The organism is Gordonia humi, assembly GCF_014197435.1.
GTDB classification, from domain to species: Bacteria; Actinomycetota; Actinomycetes; order Mycobacteriales; family Mycobacteriaceae; genus Gordonia; species Gordonia humi.
On sequence record NZ_JACIFP010000001.1, the window covers coordinates 1,226,335 to 1,240,869 of the forward strand.

The 14,535-nt window shown below is 68.9% G+C and carries 16 protein-coding genes; 15 read left to right on the forward strand and 1 reads right to left on the reverse strand.

From position 1 onward, the window contains the following. Positions 1-167: 167 nt before the first annotated feature. The 4 genes from BKA16_RS05585 to BKA16_RS05600 all read left to right on the forward strand — a co-directional run bounded on the left by BKA16_RS05585 (position 168) and on the right by BKA16_RS05600 (position 3,078). Positions 168-410 carry a helix-turn-helix domain-containing protein gene (locus tag BKA16_RS05585; protein ID WP_183369729.1) on the forward strand — a complete coding sequence of 81 codons (243 nt, stop codon included), beginning with the start codon at positions 168-170 and terminating at the stop codon, positions 408-410. 246 nt (positions 411-656) lie between these two features. Beyond that, positions 657-758 carry a 30S ribosomal protein bS22 gene (locus BKA16_RS05590; protein WP_003402602.1) on the forward strand — a complete coding sequence of 34 codons (102 nt, stop codon included), beginning with the start codon at positions 657-659 and terminating at the stop codon, positions 756-758. A gap of 124 nt (positions 759-882) precedes the next feature. Continuing rightward, the gene (locus BKA16_RS05595; RefSeq protein WP_183369730.1) at positions 883-1,947 is read left to right on the forward strand and encodes an NAD-dependent epimerase/dehydratase family protein; all 1,065 of its coding nucleotides are present in this window, start codon (positions 883-885) and stop codon (positions 1,945-1,947) included. Positions 1,948-2,004: 57 nt separating this feature from the next. Then, positions 2,005-3,078 (forward strand): lysophospholipid acyltransferase family protein, encoded by a 1,074-nt coding sequence (locus BKA16_RS05600; protein ID WP_183369731.1) that lies wholly within the window; start codon positions 2,005-2,007, stop codon positions 3,076-3,078. Position 3,079: 1 nt separating this feature from the next. Here BKA16_RS05600 and BKA16_RS05605 read toward each other — a convergent pair whose 3' ends face one another. After that, on the reverse strand, positions 3,080-4,225 hold the full coding sequence (locus BKA16_RS05605; protein ID WP_183369732.1) for an HAD family hydrolase: 1,146 nt from the start codon (positions 4,223-4,225) through the stop codon (positions 3,080-3,082). 116 nt (positions 4,226-4,341) lie between these two features. Here BKA16_RS05605 and BKA16_RS05610 point away from each other — a divergent pair, with 116 nt between their 5' ends. The 11 genes from BKA16_RS05610 to BKA16_RS05660 all read left to right on the forward strand — a co-directional run bounded on the left by BKA16_RS05610 (position 4,342) and on the right by BKA16_RS05660 (position 14,532). Then, on the forward strand, positions 4,342-4,602 hold the full coding sequence (locus BKA16_RS05610; RefSeq protein WP_183369733.1) for a glutaredoxin family protein: 261 nt from the start codon (positions 4,342-4,344) through the stop codon (positions 4,600-4,602). Positions 4,603-4,747: 145 nt separating this feature from the next. Continuing rightward, a complete protein-coding gene (locus BKA16_RS05615) occupies positions 4,748-6,106 on the forward strand; it encodes a glutamyl-tRNA reductase (RefSeq protein ID WP_183369734.1) in 1,359 nt (452 codons plus the stop codon). An 86-nt stretch (positions 6,107-6,192) separates the two neighbouring features. Further along, on the forward strand, positions 6,193-7,146 hold the full coding sequence (gene hemC / locus BKA16_RS05620; protein ID WP_343067291.1) for a hydroxymethylbilane synthase: 954 nt from the start codon (positions 6,193-6,195) through the stop codon (positions 7,144-7,146). A 115-nt stretch (positions 7,147-7,261) separates the two neighbouring features. After that, positions 7,262-8,887: a bifunctional uroporphyrinogen-III C-methyltransferase/uroporphyrinogen-III synthase gene (locus BKA16_RS05625; RefSeq protein ID WP_183369735.1), complete on the forward strand. Its 1,626-nt coding sequence runs from the start codon at positions 7,262-7,264 to the stop codon at positions 8,885-8,887. An 11-nt stretch (positions 8,888-8,898) separates the two neighbouring features. Next, positions 8,899-9,894, forward strand: coding sequence for a porphobilinogen synthase (hemB, locus tag BKA16_RS05630; protein WP_183369736.1), 996 nt, complete (start codon positions 8,899-8,901; stop codon positions 9,892-9,894). Positions 9,895-9,912: 18 nt separating this feature from the next. Beyond that, on the forward strand, positions 9,913-10,455 hold the full coding sequence (locus BKA16_RS05635) for a hypothetical protein (protein ID WP_183369737.1): 543 nt from the start codon (positions 9,913-9,915) through the stop codon (positions 10,453-10,455). Beyond that, positions 10,452-10,946: a hypothetical protein gene (locus tag BKA16_RS05640; protein WP_183369738.1), complete on the forward strand. Its 495-nt coding sequence runs from the start codon at positions 10,452-10,454 to the stop codon at positions 10,944-10,946. Before BKA16_RS05635 ends, BKA16_RS05640 begins: the two co-directional genes overlap by 4 nt. Further along, on the forward strand, positions 10,943-11,596 hold the full coding sequence (locus tag BKA16_RS05645; RefSeq protein WP_183369739.1) for a DUF3093 domain-containing protein: 654 nt from the start codon (positions 10,943-10,945) through the stop codon (positions 11,594-11,596). Before BKA16_RS05640 ends, BKA16_RS05645 begins: the two co-directional genes overlap by 4 nt. After that, complete coding sequence (locus BKA16_RS05650) at positions 11,593-12,471, forward strand: GDSL-type esterase/lipase family protein (RefSeq protein ID WP_183369740.1); 879 nt, start codon at positions 11,593-11,595, stop codon at positions 12,469-12,471. The genes BKA16_RS05645 and BKA16_RS05650 overlap by 4 nt, the downstream gene beginning before the upstream one ends. A gap of 91 nt (positions 12,472-12,562) precedes the next feature. Then, the gene (gene hemL, locus BKA16_RS05655; protein WP_183369741.1) at positions 12,563-13,906 is read left to right on the forward strand and encodes a glutamate-1-semialdehyde 2,1-aminomutase; all 1,344 of its coding nucleotides are present in this window, start codon (positions 12,563-12,565) and stop codon (positions 13,904-13,906) included. Continuing rightward, a complete protein-coding gene (locus tag BKA16_RS05660; protein WP_183369742.1) occupies positions 13,906-14,532 on the forward strand; it encodes a histidine phosphatase family protein in 627 nt (208 codons plus the stop codon). The genes hemL and BKA16_RS05660 overlap by 1 nt, the downstream gene beginning before the upstream one ends. The last annotated feature ends 3 nt before the right edge of the window (positions 14,533-14,535 follow it).

Genomic DNA, 14,535 nt, shown 5'->3' on the forward strand with positions numbered 1-14,535 from the left:
GATGCTGCCCGAACCGGTGGATCGGCGGAGAGTTCGACCAAATGCCGGACCACTTTCGTCGCACTAATCACACGTGTCACGCTAAGCTGCTCGCAGCACGTACGTGTCTGATGTCCGCCGGAGGGGAAGCCGGTGGCCGCGATGCGTGCACCGGAGGTTATATGTTCATGGCTGCAGAAAAGCCTGGAGAACGGAATGATTTCGCAGACCGTGGAGTTGCGGGTGCCTCATCGGCATCGCAGTTCTTCACCGTCGCCGAGGTCGCATCGCAGATGCGCGTCTCCAAGATGACTGTGTACCGACTCATCCACAACGGTGAACTGCCTGCCGTTCAGGTCGGTCGCTCGTACCGCGTGCACGCGAAGGCCGTGCAGGAGTACCTGGAGGCCGCGTACTTCGACGCCGGATAGGCGTTCCGCGGAGACCAGACGCATCGCCGCCCGCCGCACACCTCGTGTGTGCCGGGCGGCTGCGTCGTATCTCGACCGGGTGGTCGGGGAGGCGATTTCGTCTCGTGTTCGTCGGCCGGTAGGATCGGCTGACAGGTCGCTGTCGCCCCGGTATCCGCGAGGATGTCCTGAGTCGGCGACGGCCCCGACAAGCATTGCCGGTCGGCTTCGGCGGCAAGCATCCGTAACGATCGTGAGGAGAGCCCCATGGGTTCGGTTATCAAGAAGCGCCGCAAGCGCATGTCGAAGAAGAAGCACCGCAAGCTGCTCCGCCGCACTCGCGTGCAGCGTCGTAAACTCGGCAAGTGATCGACTGAAGAGACCCGCCCGCTCGTCGGGCGGGTCTCTTTTTGCGCCGAGACCCCTCCCGGTGGCCGAGTGGAGTCGATCTCCCCCGGTGGTCGAGTGGAGTCGAGACCCTTACTCTTGGATCATGGCTCCAGAGAACGACGGCATCGCCCCGACCGCCCTGCGATCGGTTCTGGTGACGGGGGCGTCGACGTTCCTGGGCGGGTACCTCGTCGCACGGTTGGCGGCGAACCCCGACATCGAGCGCGTCGTCGCCGTCGACTCGCGTGTGCCCAGCAAGGATCTGATGCGACGGATGGGTCGCGCGGAGTTCCTCCGCCTCGACATCCGGCGTCCGGCGGTGGCGCGGGCGATCGCCCGGTACGAGGTCGACACGGTGGTTCACAACGCGCCGTCGATCATGGACAGCGTGGAGCACTCGGCCGCCATCAAAGAACTCAACGTGGTCGGGTCGATGCAGATGTGCGCGGCGTGCCAGCGCAGTCCTTCCGTCAAGCGGCTCATCCTGCGGTCGACGTCGATGGTCTACGGAGCCAGCGGCGCGGATCCGGCGTTGTTCGCCGAGGGGACACCGGCGCGGCGGGAGCCGAAGCGGGGTTACGGCCGCGATCTGATCGACGTCGAAGGCTATGTGCGCGGTCTGTCGAGGCGGCGGCAGGACATCGACGTGACGATCCTGCGGTACCAGTCGATGCTCGGTCCGCGGATCAAGACGCGGGTCGGCTCGTATCTCTCGATGCCGTTGGTGCCGACCGCTCTCGGCTATTCGCCGCGCCTGCAGTTCCTGCACGAGGAGGACGCGCTGGCCGCGCTCGAGCACGCGACGCTCGTTCGCCGACCGGGAACCTTCAACATCGCGGCGGACGGTGTCGTGAGTCTTGCTCAGGCCGTCAATCGGGCCGGTCACATCAGGCTGCCGGTCGCGGCGAGTCTGGTGCAGCCGATCATCGGCGTGCTGCGCGACGGTTCGTTGCCGGCGATGCGCGCCGGTCACGAAGGCTATCTGACGTACGGGCGGGTGCTCGACAACACCCGGATGCGCACCGAGTTCGAGTTCGAGCCCAAGTACACCTCGCTCGAGACGCTCGACGACTTCATCGCGCGCGGCCGGACCTCGCCGGTGATCTCCGCGGCGGCCTGGCGCGGTTTCGAGACGCGAGCCGCCATCGCTGCGACGGCCCTGCAGTGACCGCCCGGTCCGTCCGTACTATGTCAGTGAACGACGACGCGGTGAGAGGGGGAGTGCATGGTTGCGGCAGACAAGCCCGCTGATTCGCGAACGGCCAAGGTGATCGCGCTCTACACCGATCCACCGGCGCCCGCCCGGGCACCGCGGGGGCATCCGAACACCGATGGGTTCGCCTCGCCCGCGGCGCCGGTGACACCGCTCCACGACGGTATCGACCTCGACGAGCCGACACCGGTCCCGACCGGTCCCGTCGACAGTTCTCCGTTCTTGAGTCTGGCGGGTCTGCGGGGCGCCGTGGCCGACTCCCTGATCGCGACATCGGGGTTCATTCGCGAACGGATGACCGGTGACTACCGCGTCGACGACTTCGGTTTCGATCCGCACTTCGCCGAGTCGGTGTGGTTTCCGGCGCTGCGGCCGATCTACCAGAGCTGGTTCCGCGTCGAGGTGACCGGTGTGGAGAACCTCCCGACGACGGGCGGTGCGCTGCTCGTCGCCAATCATGCCGGGTCGATCCCGGTCGATGCGGTGATCACCTCGCTCGCCGTCCGCGACAACCACCCGAATGAACGCTATCTGCGAATCCTGGCGGCCGACATGGCGTTCGAGACTCCGGTCGTCTCCGATCTGGCCCGCAAGGTGGGGGCGACCCTCGCCTGCAACAGCGACGCCGAGGCGCTGCTGCGACGAGGCGAGCTGACCGCGGTGTGGCCGGAGGGCTACAAGGGCATAGGCAAGCTCTACAAGGACCGGTACAAGCTGCAGCGGTTCGGTCGCGGCGGCTTCGTGACGACGGCGATCCGCACCGGTGCGCCGATCGTGCCGGTGTCGATCGTCGGCTCCGAAGAGATCTATCCGATGCTGGCCGACCTGAAGCCGCTTGCGCGGACCCTCGGCCTCCCGTACTTCCCGGTGACCCCGTTGTTCCCGTGGTTGGGTCCCCTGGGCGCGATTCCGCTGCCGTCCAAGTGGCACATCCACTTCGGCAAGCCGATCCCCACCGACGGGTACGACGACCAGGCCGCCGACGATCCGATGACCGTCTTCGACGTCACCGACCACGTCCGGGAAGAGATCCAGCAGACCCTGTTCCGCATGCTCTCGCGACGAGGCAGCGTCTACTTCGGCTGACCTACCTCCGTTTGCGGAGTACGCGGGTCGCCGCGGCGGCGGCACCGCCCGCGGCGCCGAGGACCATCGCCGAGCGGGCACCGTACTTGGCGGCCTTGCGGGCGGTGCGGAAGTCGTACTGCTCCCAGCCGCGGATGCGGGCGATCTCGCGGAGGTCGGTGTCCGGGTTGATCGCGACGGCGTTGCCGACCAGCGACAGCATCGGGACGTCGTTGTGCGAGTCGGAGTACGCGGTGCATCGCTTGAGGTCCAGACCTTCGCGGACGGCGATCGAGCGGACCGCATGCGCCTTACCGGTCCCGTGCAGGATGTCGCCGACCAGGCGCCCGGTGAATCGACCGTCGACGCTCTCGGCGACGGTGCCCAGCGCCCCGGTGAGGCCGAGTCGTTTGGCGATCGTCTGCGCCAGTTCCACCGGGGTCGCCGTCACCAGCCAGACCTGCTGGCCGGCGTCCAGGTGTCGCTGCGCGAGAGCCGCGGTGGCGGGCCAGATCTTGTCGGCGATGAACTCGTCGTAGATCTCCTCGCCGAGCGCGACGAGTTCGGAGGTCTCCCGACCAGCGATGAACGAGAGCGCCCGCTCCTTGCCCTGTGTGACGTCGTCCATGTTCTCCTTGCCGGTCACCCGGAACTTGACCTGCTGCCAGGCGACGTTGGCGATGTCGCCGTAGGAGAAGTACTTGCGCTGCGCCAGCCCGCGCGCGAACAGGACGATGGAGGCGCCGTGCACCAGGGTGTTGTCGACGTCGAAGAAGGCGGCTGCCGTCAGGTCGTGGCCCGGACCGTCCACCGGGATCCGACTGCCGAGGGACTCGATCGCGGCCCGCGCGGACGCCTCGCCCGCCAACGTCTGGCGGAGCTCCTCGGCGGTCTGCCGGAACTTGCCCGCCCGCTTGTTGAGCCACGCCGTCATCCGGTGGAACTCGTCGTCGGACGTCGGTCCGTCCCATTCGGCGTCGTCGGCGGGGGCCGGGTCGACCAGCAGGGCGCCGTCGCGGTCGCGGCGCACCTCGTCGCCGTCCGGATCGACGGCGTGGTCGACGTCGAACTGCTCGGCCTCGAGCTCCTGGGCCTCGTGCAGGTCCGCTTCGGCCTCGTCGTGGTCCGGTGTGGTCTCCGGATCGGGGTCGATCGAATCGCGGCTCATGGCCACCTCCCGTTCGGGGCTGGAGCATCGGCTCCACCGTGCACTGGCGTCCAGCCTATCGCGCGCGGCCGACGCGTCGCGGCGGGCCGTGCGCGGCCGGTGGCAGAATCGCCGGTATGAACGCCACCGTCGAACTGATGACACGAGAGGGTTGCCACGCGTGTGCCGCAGCGCAGGAGCAGCTGCGCGGCATCCTCGCCGACTACGGCCTGACGCCGACGATCGTCGACGTCGACGCGGCCGCCGAAGCCGGCGACACGCTGCCGCGCGCCGAGTACGGCGACCGGGTCCCGGTGGTGGTCCTCAACGGTGAGGAGCACGGCTACTGGGAGGTCGACGAACCCCGACTCCGGGCCGATCTCGACAGGCTGAGTTAACCTTCGCGACATCGGATGTCTGCATTGTCACCGATCCTCGGGTGTAATCCGGGCATCAAGTGATCTAGCCTGGAACCACATGTGCCTATCCCGATGGCGCCGCAGGGGTGCCGTCGAGCCGGTGGGTGCGGAAACGGGCGATGCAGTGAGTGTCTTGTTGTTCGGAGTGTCCCATCGGAGCGCTCCGGTGTCGGTCCTCGAGCGACTCACCGTCTCCGAGACCGATAGACCCAAACTCGTCGAGGCATTGGTGCAGTCGCCCGCGGTGTCGGAGGCCATGTTGGTCTCCACCTGCAACCGCGTCGAGGTGTACGCGGTGGTCGAAGCCTTCCACCCGGCGCTCGAAGCCGTCGGCGACGTCTTCGGCGACCACACCGGCATGACCGTGTCCGAACTCACCGGACACGCCTACGTCCGATACTCCGAGGCGGCCGTCGAGCACCTGTTCACCGTCGCCGCCGGTCTGGACTCGATGGTCGTCGGCGAACAGCAGATCCTGGGCCAGATCCGTACCGCGTACACCGAGGCCGACGAGAACAAGTCGGCCGGTCGGACACTGCACGAACTCGCCCAGCAGGCGCTGCGCGTCGGCAAGCGCGTCCACCACGAGACCGGCATCGACCGGGCCGGTGCGTCCGTCGTCTCGGTGGCGCTGCACCGCGCCTCGACCCTGCGGAACCAGACGATCGACCACGGACCGATACGGCGCGCCGTCGTCTTCGGCGCGGGCGCCATGGGATCACTGGCCACCAGCCAGCTCGCCGGCGACGGCGTCGACCACATCACGGTGGTGAACCGCACCACCGATCGCGCTGTCGAAGTGGCGCAGACCATGTCCGAGAAGTACGGGATCACGGCGATCGGCGCTGATCCGGAGACCGTCGCCGAGGCGATGTCGGACGCCGACGTCGTCGTCACCTGCACCGGTTCGGTCAGTTCCGTCATCGGCGTCGCCGAGGTCCACTCCGCCCTCAAACAGCGCACCAACCCGGCGCCGCTGATCATCTGCGACCTCGGCATCCCGCGTGATGTGGAGCCCGCCGTCGTACAGCTGCCCGGCGTGTACGTCGTCGACATCGAAGGCCTCCGCGACGACTCCGCGACCAAGGCCGCGCAGGACGACACCGTCGCGGCCCGGTCGATCGTGGCGAGCGAGCTGTCGGACTATCTGGCCGCGCAGCGGCAGGCCGAAGTGACCCCGACCGTCGCCGCGCTGCGCCACCGCGCGGCGGAGGTGGTGGACGCGGAGATCCTGCGACTGCAGTCGCGTCTGCCCGACCTGGACGCGGCCCAGCGCGACGAGGTCGCCAAGACCGTGCGGCGGGTCGCCGACAAGCTGCTCCACGCGCCGACCGTGCGAGTCAAGCAGTTCGCCTCTTCCGGGCGCGGCGACCACTACGCCGAAGCACTCCGCGAACTCTTCGAACTCAAGCCCGGCGCCGCCGAATCGGTCGCGGCGTCCGAGGCGGGAGCCGCCGCGGCGGGCGAACCCGACGCGCGCTGACCCAGACACCTCCACGACGGCCGGGAGCGCCGTGTCGGCGCATCCGGGCCACGATCTCACGCACCACACGAACAGGACGGCTACACGTGCCCAACGCTGCATCCACCGATCGACCCGTCATCCGCATCGGCACCCGCGGTTCACAGCTCGCGACGACGCAGGCTCAGGGGATCGCCGACCGCCTGACCGCGAACGGTCATCCCGCCGAACTCGTCATCATCACCACCGCGGGTGACACGTCGACCGCGCCAGTGGCCCAGATCGGCGTCGGAGTCTTCACCACCGCCATCCGCACGGCGCTGCGCAACGGCGAGTGCGACGTCGCGATCCACTCGTACAAGGATCTCCCGACCGCACCCGAGGCCGATCTGGCGATGGGCGCCGTCCCGACCCGCGTGGATCCGCGAGATGCGCTGGTCAGCAGGGGTGGCCTGGTCCTCGGTGAGCTTCCCGCTGGATCGACGATCGGCACCTCGTCGCCGCGTCGGGCCGCACAGCTTAAAGCACAGGGTCTCGGTTTGGAAATCCGCCCCCTACGAGGCAACCTTGATTCTCGGTTGGGCAGAGTCGCGAACGGGGAACTGGACGCGGTTGTGGTCGCCCGAGCCGGACTGGTACGCATCGGCCGCGCCGATGAGGTCTCTGAAGCTCTTGACCCCACGGTCATGCTTCCCGCGCCGGCACAGGGGGCCCTCGCCGTCGAGTGTCTCGCCGACGATGCCGAACTGGTGAGAATACTCGCTGAGTTGGACGACCCGTCGACGCGTGCAGCGGTCGACGCCGAACGCGCTGTGCTGGCGACCCTCGAGGCCGGATGCACAGCACCGGTCGGCGCGATCGCCGAAGTGGTCGACTCGATCGACTCCGACGGGCGCATCTTCGCCGAACTCTCGCTCCGCGCGGGAGTGGCGGCCGAGGACGGATCCGATGTGATTCGCGCTTCGGTGGTGGGCCCGGTGGAGAAGGCCGTGCAGCTCGGCAAGGACCTCGCCGCCGAACTGTTGGAGCTCGGCGCAGCCGAATACGTGCCCAAGGCGTAGGACACGGTTCGTCACGCGTCGCACTCCGACAAGAGGACAAGTCGGTGCTCACGACGATGAGCGGGGCACCGAACGGACTGCAGCCCCCTGGGCGGGGGCAGGAGAGTGCGAACGCATGAGCCGTACGAAGAATGCTAAACCCGGCCGGATCCTGTTCGTGGGGTCGGGTCCCGGAAACCCGGACCTGCTCACCGTGCGAGCGCAGAACATACTGGTCAACGCCACGTCCGCGTTCGTCGATCCGGACGTCCCGTCCGGTGTCGTCGCCTTGATCGGATCGGCGCACGCGAAGGCCGAGCCGGTTCCCACACGGGCCGGACGCAAGGCCGCGGAGGCGGCAGCGGCCGAAGCGTCGAAGGACGTCGACGAGCCCGAGGTGATCCGCCCCGCGCTCGGCGAACCGGCCCAGGTCGCCAAGACCCTGGTCGCCGAGGCCAAGACCGGCGTCAACGTGGTGCGCGTCGTCGCGGGAGACCCGATGAGCGCCGACGCGGTGCTCGCCGAGATGAGCGCCGTCGCCCGCACGTCGATCTCGTTCGAGGTGCTGCCCGGAATCCCGCCGGACGCCGTCGTCCCGAGCTTCGCAGGCATGCCGATCGGCTCCGGCCACACAGTGGCCGACGTCCGCGGTGACGTCGACTGGGCGGGACTGGCCGCCGCGCCCGGTCCGCTGGTCCTCAACGCCACCGCCGGGCATCTCGCCGAACTGGCGAGCGCACTCACCGAACACGGCCTCGCGCCGCAGACGCCGGTCGCCATCACCGTCAACGGCACCACCTGTGCTCAGCGCACCATCGAGGCCACCCTCGCGACTGTCAACGATCTCGGCAGCGCCCTCACCGGCCCGCTGGTCCTGACCGTCGGCAAGGTCGTGGCCCAGCGCGGCAAGTTCTCGTGGTGGGAGTCGCGAGCACTGTACGGCTGGACCGTTCTGGTGCCGCGTACCAAGGACCAGGCCGCCGACATGAGCGAACGTCTCACCTCGCACGGCGCCATCCCGCGTGAGGTGCCGACGATCGCCGTCGAGCCGCCGCGCAGCCCGGCCCAGATGGAGCGCGCCGTCAAGGGTCTGGTGGACGGGCGCTACCAGTGGGTCGTGTTCACCTCGACCAACGCCGTCCGCGCCGTGTGGGAGAAGTTCGAAGAGTTCGGCCTCGACGCCCGCGCGTTCTCCGGTGTGAAGATCGCCTGCGTCGGCGAGGCCACCGCGGCCAAGGTCCGCTCGTTCGGCGTCAACCCGGAACTGCTGCCGAGCGGCGAGCAGAGTTCGCTCGGCCTGCTCGAGGACTTCCCGCCGTACGACGAGGTGTTCGATCCGGTGGACCGCATCCTCCTGCCTCGTGCCGACATCGCCACCGAGACCCTGTCGGAGGGGTTGCGCGACCGCGGCTGGGAGATCGACGATGTGACGGCCTACCGCACCGTTCGCGCCGCGCCGCCGCCCGTGGAGACCCGCGAGATGATCAAGACCGGCGGGTTCGACGCGGTCTGCTTCACCTCCAGCTCCACCGTTCGCAACCTCGTCGGCATCGCGGGCAAACCGCATGCGCGCACCATCGTCGCGTGCATCGGCCCGAAGACCGCGGAGACGGCCGTCGAGTTCGGTCTGCGCGTGGACGTGCAGCCGGAGAACGCGTCGATGACCGAACTGGTCGACGCGCTCGCCGCACACGCCGCCGCGCTGCGCGCCGAGGGCGCACTGCCTCCGCCGCGCAAGAAGTCCCGTCGTTCCCGTTCGTGAGAGGTCGGCCCATGACTGCACCGTTCACCCGTCTCCGCCGTCTGCGGACCACCCCGGCGCTGCGCAGGCTGGTCGCCGAGACCCGGCTGCATCCGGCTCAGCTGGTGCTGCCGATGTTCGTCGCCGACGGCATCGACGAACCGCGGCCGATCTCCTCGATGCCGGGCGTCGTCCAGCACACGCTCGAATCGCTGCTCGTCGCCGCACGTGAAGCGGTCGCGGCGGGCGTCGGCGGACTGATGTTGTTCGGCGTCCCCGTGCCGGGCGACAAGGACGGCGTCGGCTCGGGTGCGGACGATCCGGACGGGATCCTCAACCGCGCGCTGGCACTGCTGCGCGAGGAGTTGGGCGATTCCACGGTGATCATGGCCGACACCTGCTTGGACGAGTTCACCGATCACGGACACTGCGGCGTGCTCGACGAGCAGGGGCGCGTCGACAACGATGCGACGCTGCCGCGGTACGAGTCGATGGCGGTGGCCCAGGCGCGCGCCGGTGCGCACGTCGTGGCGCCGAGCGGAATGATGGACGGGCAGGTCGCCGCGATCCGCGCCGCACTCGACGAGGCGGGTTTCGCCGACGTCTCGATTCTGGCCTACACCGCCAAGTACGCCTCGGCGTTCTACGGACCGTTCCGCGAGGCCGTCGGATCGTCGCTGCGGGGGGACCGTCGCACCTACCAGCAGGACACCGCCAACCGGCTCGAGTCCGCGCGCGAACTGCTCGCCGACCTCGACGAGGGCGCGGACATGGTGATGGTCAAACCCGCCATGAGCTATCTGGACATCGTGCGCGATGTGGCCGACCGCACCGACGCGCCCGTCGTCGCCTATCAGATCAGCGGCGAGTACGCGATGATCGCGGGTGCGGGCGCCAACGGGTGGATCGACGCCGACGCGGCCTTCGACGAGGCCGTCCTGTCGATCGCCCGGGCCGGCGCGTCGATCGTCCTGACATACGCGGCGGTCGACGTGGCGCGTCGGCTGTCTGAGCGTCTTCTTGGGTAGACCCTCTACCCTGGAGTCATGACTGCCCCCGTTCCCGGCACAACGGACGCGCCGACTCGACCGGACAGTGTGAAGCTGGCCGTCGAACTGTGGTGCGCCGTGGTCGTCGCCGAATTCATCGCGCTCGTCGCGCGCTATTCGATGGTCCACGACGAGGCACAGAAGATGCTGGACACGATGGCGAAGGACGGGAACGCAGAGGGGCTCCCGAGCGCGCAGGTGTTGGCGATCATCTCGCTGGCCATCGGTGCGGTCGTGCTGACCGCCCTGTCGGTGACCTTCATGAAGTTCACCTGGGACGGACGCAACTGGGCACGGCAGGGACTCGGCGTGCTGAGCGCGTTCATCGCCGTCCAACTGGTGTTCACCGTGATCGTCATGTTCTCCGGCGCCGAGCCGACGGGCGCCTCGGTGCCCGCATGGGCGACGATCTTCGAGATCCTCGGCGGCGTGGCCGCGATCGGTGCTTTGATCGCCTTGATGAACCGGGACACCACGATCTTCTGTCGCGATGCGGGATTGTGGCGCACGAGGAACCGACAGAACGGTGGGATGCGGTGAAACTCGAATTCACGTCCAAGCTGCGTGCACAGAAACCGGATCCGAGCGATCGGCCGTCGCTCGTCGTGTGGGCTCTGCGTCTGTGGATGATCTCGGGAGCGGTCCTCGCCGCACTCGGCATCCTCTGGATCGTGGACCATTCGGTGAACGTCGGCCTCGAGTTCGGGCCGCTGGCGATCGGTGTGCTCATCATCATCGTCGGCGTCGCCTACTTCCTGCTGGGCGCCAAGACCTACCGCGGCGAACTGCAGTGGCGGTCATCGCTGTCGGCGTTGACCTGCGTGGTGGCCGTGATGCTGCTGGCGTTGGCGATCGGCTTCCAGAGCCCCGGACTGGCCGTGGTCCTGGCCGGTGCGGTGATCGGCTTCGCCGGGTCGGTGCTGGCCTACCGGCCGACCTCGGACGCCTGGTTCAACTGCAAGTTGAGCGGTGGAGTCGACTGCGCCCCCGAGGCCACGAGCCCGAAGCCACGTGACGGCGGTGTCGAGTGAGCGAGTCGGCCGACCGGTCCGACGATCCGCCGGGCAGTGATGTCGAGGCCGTCGGCCCCGAACTCGACGACGAGTCCGGTCCGGACGAGCCGGTGAGCGACGGACTCGACGACGACGAGCCGGTGCCCGCGGTTCCACCGGTGCCGCAGGCCGTCGAACGCGGCGAGACGCTCTTCTACGAGGAGGGCGGCAGCAGATGGATCATCCTGATCGGCCCCGTGATGCTCGCGCTGACGTTCGGGTTGGAGATCGCGGGCGGCGGCCGCATCCACTGGGAGGTGCTGCTGATCTTCGGGGTCATCCTCATCGGCTTCTCGATCATGCAGGTGGTGGCCGCGCGTCGACACGTCTCGATGAGACTGACCGATCAGACGCTCCGGCAGGGCACCAAGATCATCGACCTCGACGACATCGTCGTGGTGTATCCCGAGAACAACAGCAGTGAGCACCGGGAGTGGGAGAGCGCGCCGGCGCTCGGCGAACTCCACGCGGTGCCGCGTCGCCGCAAGGGCGTCGGTGTCAAGCTGTCGAACGGACGGCTCGCGCAGGCGTGGGCACGCGACGTCGACCGGTTCCGCACGGAGCTGACCGAGGCGCATCTGGCCGTCAAGATGGGGCTGGGCCCGATGGGCTCCTCGAAGGACGAGTGAGCGGTCGCGGCAAGTGGTTCGGCGTCGCCGCGATCCTCGCGGCGGCGGCCGTGATCGTCGGAGTGATCGTCTGGCCGACCTCCGACGACCCGGAGCCGCCCCCGGCGGCGGCTCCGCACCAGGTACACCTCGGTGACAGTTTCGCCGCCGGTGCGGGCACGTCGCCCCTGGTGGAGGACTCGCCGTTCACCTGCCAGCGGTCATCGGCGAACTTCGGGCAGCTCGTCGCCCACGACAACGGGTATCGGTTGACCGACGTGTCGTGCGCGGGGGCCTGGACCAAGAGTTTCTACGAGAGCCAGTACGAGGGGGTCGGGCCACAACTGGACGCGGTCACCGCCGACACGGATCTGGTGACCCTGATGATCGGCGGGAACGACGCCGCGCTGTACTCGACGCTGGTCGGCGACTGCGCACGCGTGGCCGAGTCCGATCCGCGCGGTGCACCCTGCCGCGCCGAGCTGGGACCCGACCCGCAGCGAGCGGTCGACGACGAGATCGGGCCCGCGGTGACGAAGGCGCTGCGCGACATCGCCGCGCGAGCTCCGCACGCGAAGATCGTGATCGTCGGCTACCCGTGGCTCGTGCCCCGGTCGTCGGCGTGCCGTCCCGCCGTCCGCATCGCCGACGGCGACATCGCCTACGTCCGTCGCGTCCAGACCGGACTCAACGCGGCGATCGCCGACGCCGCCGCGGCGGCGGGCGCCGAGTTCGTCGACCTGTCCGGCGTCTCCGACGGACACGACGCATGCGCCGCCGAGAGCGTCCGCTGGATCGAGCCGATGGTCGGCGGGCGTTCGCCCATCACCATGCACCCCAACGAGGCGGGACAACGGGCCATGGCCGACGCGGTGGAGAAGGCGCTCATGCGCTGACGACGCACGTACTCGGGCCGTGCCGGCGAGAAACCTGAGACGAACCTTTGGCGATTGGGCCCTGCGCGCAGGTTTTGGGACACTGGAAGCCATGGCCGATGCACCGCAGATTCCCTCCGAGAACACCGCGCGCAGCCAGGAGCTGTTCGCGCGCGCCGCACAGGCCGTTCCCGGTGGCGTCAACTCCCCGGTCCGGGCGTTCTCCGCAGTCGGCGGCACCCCCCGATTCATCCGCGAGGCGTCGGGGTACACGCTCACCGACGTCGACGACAACACCTACGTTGACCTGGTGTGTTCGTGGGGGCCGATGATCCTCGGGCACGCGCATCCGGCGATCGTCGATGCGGTCCGCGAAGCTGCCACGGGCGGCGTCTCGTTCGGTGCGCCGACGCTCGGCGAGATCGAACTGGCGGAGGAGATCATCGACCGCGTCGACCCCGTCTCCCGTGTCCGACTCGTCAACTCGGGCACCGAGGCGACGATGTCCGCGGTCCGCCTCGCGCGCGGATTCACCGGCCGCAGCAAGATCGTGAAGTTCTCCGGCTGTTATCACGGTCACGTCGACGCGCTGCTCGCGGACGCCGGATCGGGTGTCGCGACCCTCGGCCTCCCGACGTCGCCCGGCGTGACCGGCGCGTCCGCGCACGACACCCTCGTGCTCCCGTACAACGATCTGTCCGCCGTCGAAGCGGCCTTCGCCGAACACGGCGACGACATCGCCGCGGTGATCACCGAGGCCGCCGCGGGCAACATGGGAGTCGTCGCTCCGCAGCCCGGATTCAACGAGGGTCTGCGTTCGATCACCGCGCGCCACGGCGCGCTCCTGATCATGGACGAGGTGATGACCGGATTCCGCGTCGGCCCGGCCGGTTTCCACGGGCTCGACGGCGTCTCGGGCGACCTGTACACCTTCGGCAAGGTGATGAGCGGCGGTCTGCCCGCGGCGGCGTTCGGCGGTCGCGCCGACATCATGGGACACCTCGCACCGACCGGCCCCGTCTACCAGGCAGGCACCCTGTCCGGGAACCCGGTCGCCGTCGCCGCGGGACTGGCGACTCTGCGGAACGCCACCGCCGAGGTCTACGAACGTCTCGACGCCAACGCGGAACGACTGGCCGGGCTCGTCAGCGACGCCCTCACCGCGGCATCCGTGGCGCACCGGGTGCAGAAGGCGGGCAACCTCGTCAGCTTCGCGTTCACCGACACCGCCGAACCGATCATCGACTACGCGGGCGTCAAGGCCACCGAGACCTGGCGGTTCGCCCCGTTCTTCCACGCTCTCCTCGACGGTGGGGTCTACGCCCCGCCGAGCGCATTCGAGGCGTGGTTCGTGTCCGCGGCGCTCGACGACGACGCGTTCTCGCGTATCGCCGACGCCCTGCCCGCGGCCGCGGCAGCCGCTGCCGCCGCCGTCGCACCCGGAGAGGTGAACTGATGAAGACCATCGTCCACATGATGCGTCACGGCGAGGTCCACAACCCGGAGGGAATCCTCTACGGTCGTCTGCCCGGCTTCCGGCTCGCCGAGAACGGCCGCGATCAGGCCCAGCGGGTGTCCGACGCCCTCGCCGACCACGACATCACCCACGTGTTCGCCTCACCCCTGCAGCGCGCGCAGGAGACCGCGACGCCGATCGCCTCGTCGCACGGTCTGCGGATCGAGACCATCGACAACCTGATCGAGGCGGGCAATCAGTTCGAGGGACTGCGGGTGGCCGTCGGCGACGGCGCCCTCCGTCAGCCCCGGCACTGGCCCAAACTCCGCAACCCCTTCACCCCGTCGTGGGGCGAACCGTACATCAACATCGCGCACCGCATGCTCGGCGCCGCTAACGAGGCGCGCGACGCCGCCCGCGGCCACGAGGCCGTGTGCGTCAGCCACCAACTGCCGGTCTACACGCTGCGCCGATTCCTCGAGGGCCGTCGCCTGTGGCACGATCCGCGGATCCGGCAGTGCTCGCTGGCGTCGCTGACGAGCCTCGTCTACGACGACGACGAGCTCGTCGACATCGTGTACTCCGAGCCCGCGGGCGCATCCGACCCGCGCATCACCGGAGCGTGAGCG

Coding starts and splice junctions, on each gene's coding strand:
- BKA16_RS05585 (WP_183369729.1), top strand. CDS start 168: ATGGCTGCAGAAAAGCCTGGAGAACGGAATGATTTCGCAGACCGTGGA.
- BKA16_RS05590 (WP_003402602.1), top strand. CDS start 657: ATGGGTTCGGTTATCAAGAAGCGCCGCAAGCGCATGTCGAAGAAGAAG.
- BKA16_RS05595 (WP_183369730.1), top strand. CDS start 883: ATGGCTCCAGAGAACGACGGCATCGCCCCGACCGCCCTGCGATCGGTT.
- BKA16_RS05600 (WP_183369731.1), top strand. CDS start 2,005: ATGGTTGCGGCAGACAAGCCCGCTGATTCGCGAACGGCCAAGGTGATC.
- BKA16_RS05605 (WP_183369732.1), bottom strand. CDS start 4,225: ATGAGCCGCGATTCGATCGACCCCGATCCGGAGACCACACCGGACCAC.
- BKA16_RS05610 (WP_183369733.1), top strand. CDS start 4,342: ATGAACGCCACCGTCGAACTGATGACACGAGAGGGTTGCCACGCGTGT.
- BKA16_RS05625 (WP_183369735.1), top strand. CDS start 7,262: ATGAGCCGTACGAAGAATGCTAAACCCGGCCGGATCCTGTTCGTGGGG.
- hemB (WP_183369736.1), top strand. CDS start 8,899: ATGACTGCACCGTTCACCCGTCTCCGCCGTCTGCGGACCACCCCGGCG.
- BKA16_RS05635 (WP_183369737.1), top strand. CDS start 9,913: ATGACTGCCCCCGTTCCCGGCACAACGGACGCGCCGACTCGACCGGAC.
- hemL (WP_183369741.1), top strand. CDS start 12,563: ATGGCCGATGCACCGCAGATTCCCTCCGAGAACACCGCGCGCAGCCAG.
- BKA16_RS05660 (WP_183369742.1), top strand. CDS start 13,906: ATGAAGACCATCGTCCACATGATGCGTCACGGCGAGGTCCACAACCCG.